Source organism: Promineifilum sp. (SeqCode), assembly GCF_041918635.1.
Taxonomy (GTDB): domain Bacteria; phylum Chloroflexota; class Anaerolineae; order Promineifilales; family Promineifilaceae; genus Promineifilum.
Genome location: NZ_JAYRVJ010000747.1, coordinates 1 through 5,694, shown reverse-complemented (window position 1 = coordinate 5,694; position 5,694 = coordinate 1). Strand labels below are relative to the sequence as shown.

The window sequence follows — 5,694 nt, the reverse complement described above, 5'->3', positions numbered from 1 at the left end:
GGAGAGGGTCGGGGGACGAAGCGCCCTCCCCTAGCCCCTCCCGAAGGGCGGGGGACCGGAGTTTGCGGGCCAGGCCGTGGGCCAGGTTGACGGCGGTGGTCGTTTTGCCGACGCCGCCTTTTTGGTTGACGATGGCGAGTGTTGGCATAGTAGGGGTTAGGGGTTAGGGACTAGGGGTTAGGGCGAAGAATGGAATGGCTACGGGTGGGCACGGACGACACGGATATCGCCATCCGTTTTGTCCGTCTGCATCCGTAGCCATTCTTCGCGCGCCCGACGGCAGGATAACAGCCTGCGCTACAACATGGGCAGGGATGGGGTGGGAGCGCGTCAAGGCGATTGTGGACGATTTTACCGGTAAGTACGTGTATAGTACGGGTAACATACGTGTAGAATACAGGTAATTACGGGTAATGTCAAGAGGGAGCGGGGGGAGCAGGGGGAGCGGGGGAGAGGCTGTTGTTGGCGGTTGAGGGTTCGTCGTCAGGCAGTTCATTGCCGTTTTAAGAGGAACACAGAGTTCCACGGAGAGCAGACACAGAGTTCCACAGAGGGAGAGCAGCCCTTCCCTTCTTCCCTCTGTGTAACTCTGTGTGATCTCAGTGTCTCTCTGTGTTCCTCTTAGAATGGCGATGAATGGCCTGACGACGAACAGGGGACGGCGGTTGTGGCCCGAGGGCCGTCGTCTGGCGTCCGTTGTCCGTCGTCTAGAAGGGCAGGCCGGGCTGGTCGGTCAGTTCGGCGAACCAGGCGGTCAGGAAGCGGATGGCCTCGTCGAAGCGGCGGGCGGGCAGCTCGCGGTAGCTGGGGATGCCGAACTTGCGGTAGAACTCGCCATAGACCGCGCCGTACTCGTTCCGGCCGCTCTGCTTGTGCAGGGCGGCGGCGATGGACTTGACGGCCTGGCTGATCTCGGTGGCCTGTTCGGGGGTGATGAAGCGTCCGCGGTCGCCCAGGGCGGATTCGATCTGCTCCAGGCGATCCTCGTGGGCGTCGAGCCGGTCGTCGTGGGCGACGAGGCGGGCCTCCAGCAGGAGTTGCTGGCGGGCCAGTTGCAGGAGGGCCTGGGCCATGCGGTAGGCCTGGGCGGCGGGGGTGTCGGCGCGCAGGAGGTCGTCGAACGAGGGATCGGCCGTCAGGCGGCCCTCCTGGAAGGCTTCCCACAGCACTTTGGCCGCCTCGCGCTTGAAGCGTTCGAGCTTGGCGCGAATCTCGGGCCGAACGGCCTTGGTGCGAATGCCCGTCAGCCATAGCGGCAGCAGATCGACGCGCAACACGCCCGACGGCTGCGTGCCGCCGCCGGGGTAAGTCAAATTGACTGACCCCCGGTAACCGTCGGCTAATATCTCGTCGCCGCGGATGCGCCGGGTCTGGCTGGCGCGGTCCATGCCCAGCAGGTCGCACAGTTGCCCAATGGCGACGTAGACGTGACCATCGTAGCCACGAACGGCGATGAGTTGGTCGTCATAGAAAAGGACTTCTTTTTGTTCAACGGGGATCAGGGTGGCCTCATCACTCATAAGCACCTGCGCGGAGGGACAACGGGTAGCCTCTTGCTTTCGCACAAGTGTACCATACCGCCTCTAGAAACCGAGTTTCTCAGAAGAAACTCGGTTTCTAGACCGGTCACGTCTCAGACCTGTCAGGTCTCGGTTTCTTGAGAGTTGCGAATGAAACACGGATAGGACACGGGTAAGACGGATTTTACGGATTGAACCCTGCTCCGACGACAGTCAATCCGTTGAATCCGTTCAATCCGTGTCCTATCCGTGTTTCATTCCCAAGCTTCAATCAACCGGCCGGGCGGGCAAGACGGGGTGCGGGTGGGGGAGGGGGGTATTGAGGTTGAGCGCGACGGGCGCGCGGCCTGCGTATTCGTTACGAATACAGAGGACGGGAGGGAATGTCGGTGGGTGTCAGGCCCGCGGACATGGAACGCTTACGCAGGGGAGCGGAAGAATGGGACGCTGATGGACGCAGATGGGGCGCTGATTTTCGCTGCGTCCACCTACGTTCCATTCTGGCAGGCAGTGCGGCCCTACTCCCGCCTCTTGCGGCCGGACCCGAACAGCCGGGCGAGAAGGGACGGCCGCATCGCCGCCTCGATGGCGGACAGGTTGTCGCGGGTGAGGATAGTGTCGGGGTGTTGCGGGCCGAGCACCTTGTCGCGGATCGCCAGCGCCCGGCGCATGTAGGCGGCGGCGTCCGGCAAGTTCCCTTCGTAGTAGCAGAGCGCGCCCAGGTTGTTGAGGCTCGCCGCCGTATCGGGGTGGTCGGGGCCGAGGACGCGCTCCGAGACGGCCAGGGCGCGCTCGAGGTACGGCCGCGCTCCGGCCAGGTCGCCCTGGGCGTACAGCAGGCCGCCCAGGTTGTTGAGGCTCGTCGCCGTGGCGGCTTGCTCCGCAGCCGTTGGGTGGTCGGGGCCGAGGACGCGCTCGCGGACGGCCAGGGCGCCACTCATTTCAAGTAGTAGCCGAAGTTGGTGCAGAGCGTCGCCGCGTCGTCATCCTCCCGGTCAACGGCTGCGTCGGTCACGTGGCGGAAGTGGACGGCCCACGCCTGCAACGGTCGCGGATCGCGCTTCACGTCTTGCTGGCGGGCCAGCGTGATCACCGCCCCCTCCACCGCCCCCCGCGCCGCCGCCATCCCCCCTCCTTCCTCCGCGTCTTCTTCCTTGGCGTCCTTAGCCCCCTTCGCGTCTTGGCGTGAGCTCTCCTCTTCCTCCTCCACAAACCGCGCGATCAGCCGGTGCAGCCGTTACCCACCCGCCCCCGTCCCCTCCAACAACCCCACTCCCGTCAGCCGTTCCAGCGCCGCCGCCAGCGCCCGGTCGCCGTCCTCCCCCTCTGGCAGTTCGACCGTTGCCCGCAATAGCCACACCGGAAACGGCGCGCCGGGGGCCAAACAGGCGGCGCAGGCCAGCAGCGCGGCGGCCAACGCGCCCGTCTCGTCTCGATCCGCGCCCAGCCGCCCATAGCTGAGGGCAAAGGTCCGGCCGACGTGCTGTATATGGTCGGTCGGCGACGCGCCGGCGCCCTCACCGGCCAGCGAGGCGTGTTTCAGCAGGGCCGGGTCGCGCAGCCGGGCCAGCAGGCCGGCCGCCCGCGCCGCCGGGTCGCCGCCCAACGTGTCGAGCAGATAGGCCAGGTAGCTGCCGGCCAGGTGCAGGGCGAGGGCCAGGTAGCCCAGTTCCCCAGCAATGGCCTTCAGTGTCGCAGACCAATCGGAGTCCGCATCCTCAGATGCGGACGGCGGGGACGGGGCGCGCATCTGAGGATACGGAGCGCGCATCTGAGGATGCGCACTCTGAAGGGGGTGGGGGACGTGGCGTTCTAGCAGGGTGACCGCCTCCGCCTCGGAAAGGACGTCAAGCGGCCGGACGATGACGCCCGGAACGCGCCAGCGGCCAATCTGGCTGGTGACCAGGACGCGCGCGCCGCCCGGCTGGGGGGCCCAGGCGTCGAGCAGAGCGGGGTCTTCGCAGTTGTCGAAGACGATCAGCCGGGGCGTGGCGGACGCGGGCGATCTGCTGTTCGGCGGTCAGCTCCCGGTCGGCCGGGTCGTAGAGGCCCATCGCCGCGCCGCAGTCGATGACGGCGTCGCGGGCGGCGGCGGCGCTCTCCAGGCCGACCCACTGGACGCCGCTGGCGAAGTAGCGGCCGTAGCGCCAGGCGAATTCGGCCGCCAGTTGGGTTTTGTCGACGCCGCCAATGCCGGTGGCGATGACGACGAGCGACGAACGACGAGTTCAGAGGAAGTCGTTGACCCCTCCCCCCTGCTCCCCTGCTCCCCCGCTCCCCCGCTCCCGTCATAGAGCAGCTCGAGGGCCAGTTGGCGCAACTCCTCCTCCCGGCCGGTGAAGAGCGGGTTGGGGTAGAAGGGCAGGCGGGAGCCGGGGGGTGGGGTGGGGGCAGGGTCGGGCAGGGGCGGGCGGCCGTCCTCGTCCAGTGGGGGCAGGGGGGTGGGGGGTGGGGCGGGCGGGCCGCCGGCCGCGCCACCGGCCGCGCCGACCACCTGCCGCGTGTCCTTCAGTTCCGACAGCAGGTTGATGATGACGTTCTGGAACTGGCCGGAGAAGTGGACGTCGCCGAGAGCGGCAGCGCCGGCGTCCCCGCCGGCGCGCCACTGGGCCAGCAGGGCCAGCGCCTCATCCAGCTTGCGCCCCTGTTCGGCGATGGCCTGGTCGCGCCCGGCGTCGGCGGCGGGGCGGGTGTAGGCGACGAGCAGGTCGAAGGTGGCGGCGAAGGCGGCGATCTCGCGGCGCGGGTCGTACTCCAGGCCGCCGAAGACGCCGAACTCCTCGGCCCACCTGACGACCTCGGCCGCTTCGCGATCCAGGATGGTCGGGTCGCCGGTCTGGTGGGCGCGGCGGAAGGCGTCGTAGATGCGCCGGTCGCGGAAGAAGTCGAGGACGGGCGCGGGCTTGAAGACGCCCCAGTCGACCAGGGCGTGACGATAGAGGGAGCCGAAGTCGGCCGGGTCGGGTTCGGCCGGCATCTTGAGCCGGCGGCGGACGCGGATGGCGGCCTCGCTGCGGCCGAGCGCCTGGAAGCCCTTCTCCAGGCCCATCTGGGCCAGCGTGCCGGTGATGAGGCTGAGTTCTAGCAAGGCCATGGCAAGCCCTCCTGGGACTGTATGATAGCACAGGTGGGGCGAAGCGGCGTGCCGCCCAGGGCAATTCCATGCACGGTTCGTAGTAGCGCCGTTCTTCGCGCCTGGCGATATTAGGTGGGGCGGACACGCAGGTCCGCCCCTACAGGGCCGGCCGGTTCACCCGCACCAATTGCCCGGTCATGTCAGGCGCGGCGGCCAGCGCCTCGTGGACGCGCCGGGCCAGGGCCGCGAAATCGGGATCGACGGTGCAGACGATGATGCCCGCGTGCGCCGCGCCGGCGGTGTGCAGGCGAATGAAGTGGCGGCGGTTGAGCGTGACGAGGACGCGGTTCTCGCTGGCGGCGAAGGCCAGCACGGCCTCATCGGCCACGGCCAGGTTGGCGCGGCCCGTCTCCTGGATGGTCAGCACGTCGTGGCCCAGGCGCCGCAGTTCGACGACAGCCGGCGGGGGGAAGGTCAGAAACCGGGTTTTTCAGAAAAACCCGGTTTCTATACTAGGCGGTTTCGTTGGCCGCGATCTGCGCGTCGATCTCGTCCCGGTTGGCGCGGTAGTAGGCCCAGGCGTTGGCCAGGTCTTCGGCGCTCAACGCGGGGTAGGCGCGCAGCAGGTCGGCCTCGGGCGCGCCCAACTGCCGGGCCTGCACCAGCAGCCAGACGGGGATGCGCGTGCGGACGATGCACGCCTCGCCGCCGCTGACGTCCGGCCGGCTGTCGATGCCGGGAAACGCGCCGCCCAGATCGCGCGACCCACTGGAGCACCTGCGCCTTCTCGGCCCGAGTCAGTTGGGCCAGCAGCTTTTCGGTCTCGTGGAGAGCGTCCATAGTCGGTTCCATGATACCATAAGCGTCTAGACCTGACAGGTAGGCGGCCACGAACACGCTGGCAAGAACGAAAGTTGTGGCTGCCCATTTGTCAGGTCTACAAACACTTGACAATCGCCCCACGATCCATTAGTATAGTTTCAGATAGCCTAGCCGCATTCGTCCTATGATCATCTGACTATGTACCGCGCAGATTTTGTCGGCCGCCGCCGCGAACTGGAAGTGCTCGACCGCCTGTGGGACTCGAACCGGGCGACG

8 protein-coding genes are annotated in these 5,694 nt (G+C 67.4%); all 8 read right to left on the bottom strand.

The features are described from left to right. A partial coding sequence (locus ACE3UY_RS21645; RefSeq protein ID WP_374689555.1) for a ParA family protein occupies window positions 1-148 on the bottom strand: 148 nt, incomplete at its 3' end. 559 nt (window positions 149-707) lie between these two features. Further along, on the bottom strand, window positions 708-1,520 hold the full coding sequence (locus ACE3UY_RS21640; protein ID WP_374689552.1) for a phage antirepressor N-terminal domain-containing protein: 813 nt from the start codon (window positions 1,518-1,520) through the stop codon (window positions 708-710). A 518-nt stretch (window positions 1,521-2,038) separates the two neighbouring features. Continuing rightward, window positions 2,039-2,461, bottom strand: coding sequence for a tetratricopeptide repeat protein (locus ACE3UY_RS21635; protein ID WP_374689551.1), 423 nt, complete (start codon window positions 2,459-2,461; stop codon window positions 2,039-2,041). Continuing rightward, window positions 2,458-2,730 (bottom strand): hypothetical protein, encoded by a 273-nt coding sequence (locus tag ACE3UY_RS21630; RefSeq protein WP_374689550.1) that lies wholly within the window; start codon window positions 2,728-2,730, stop codon window positions 2,458-2,460. Before ACE3UY_RS21630 ends, ACE3UY_RS21635 begins: the two co-directional genes overlap by 4 nt. A gap of 27 nt (window positions 2,731-2,757) precedes the next feature. After that, entirely contained in the window at window positions 2,758-3,270 is a 513-nt protein-coding gene (locus ACE3UY_RS21625; protein WP_374689549.1) for a hypothetical protein, read from the bottom strand. Between the two features lie 270 nt (window positions 3,271-3,540). Further along, window positions 3,541-4,614, bottom strand: coding sequence for a hypothetical protein (locus ACE3UY_RS21620; protein ID WP_374689548.1), 1,074 nt, complete (start codon window positions 4,612-4,614; stop codon window positions 3,541-3,543). 139 nt (window positions 4,615-4,753) lie between these two features. Further along, the gene (locus ACE3UY_RS21615) at window positions 4,754-5,074 is read right to left on the bottom strand and encodes a DUF5615 family PIN-like protein (protein ID WP_374689554.1); all 321 of its coding nucleotides are present in this window, start codon (window positions 5,072-5,074) and stop codon (window positions 4,754-4,756) included. Window positions 5,075-5,108: 34 nt separating this feature from the next. Then, entirely contained in the window at window positions 5,109-5,276 is a 168-nt protein-coding gene (locus ACE3UY_RS21610) for a DUF433 domain-containing protein (protein ID WP_374689553.1), read from the bottom strand. Window positions 5,277-5,694 lie beyond the last annotated feature (418 nt).

Bases quoted from the DNA above. Each gene is read 5' to 3' on its own strand.
- ACE3UY_RS21640 (WP_374689552.1), bottom strand. From the start codon at position 1,520: ATGAGTGATGAGGCCACCCTGATCCCCGTTGAACAAAAAGAAGTCCTT.
- ACE3UY_RS21635 (WP_374689551.1), bottom strand. From the start codon at position 2,461: ATGAGTGGCGCCCTGGCCGTCCGCGAGCGCGTCCTCGGCCCCGACCAC.
- ACE3UY_RS21625 (WP_374689549.1), bottom strand. From the start codon at position 3,270: ATGCGCGCCCCGTCCCCGCCGTCCGCATCTGAGGATGCGGACTCCGAT.
- ACE3UY_RS21620 (WP_374689548.1), bottom strand. From the start codon at position 4,614: ATGGCCTTGCTAGAACTCAGCCTCATCACCGGCACGCTGGCCCAGATG.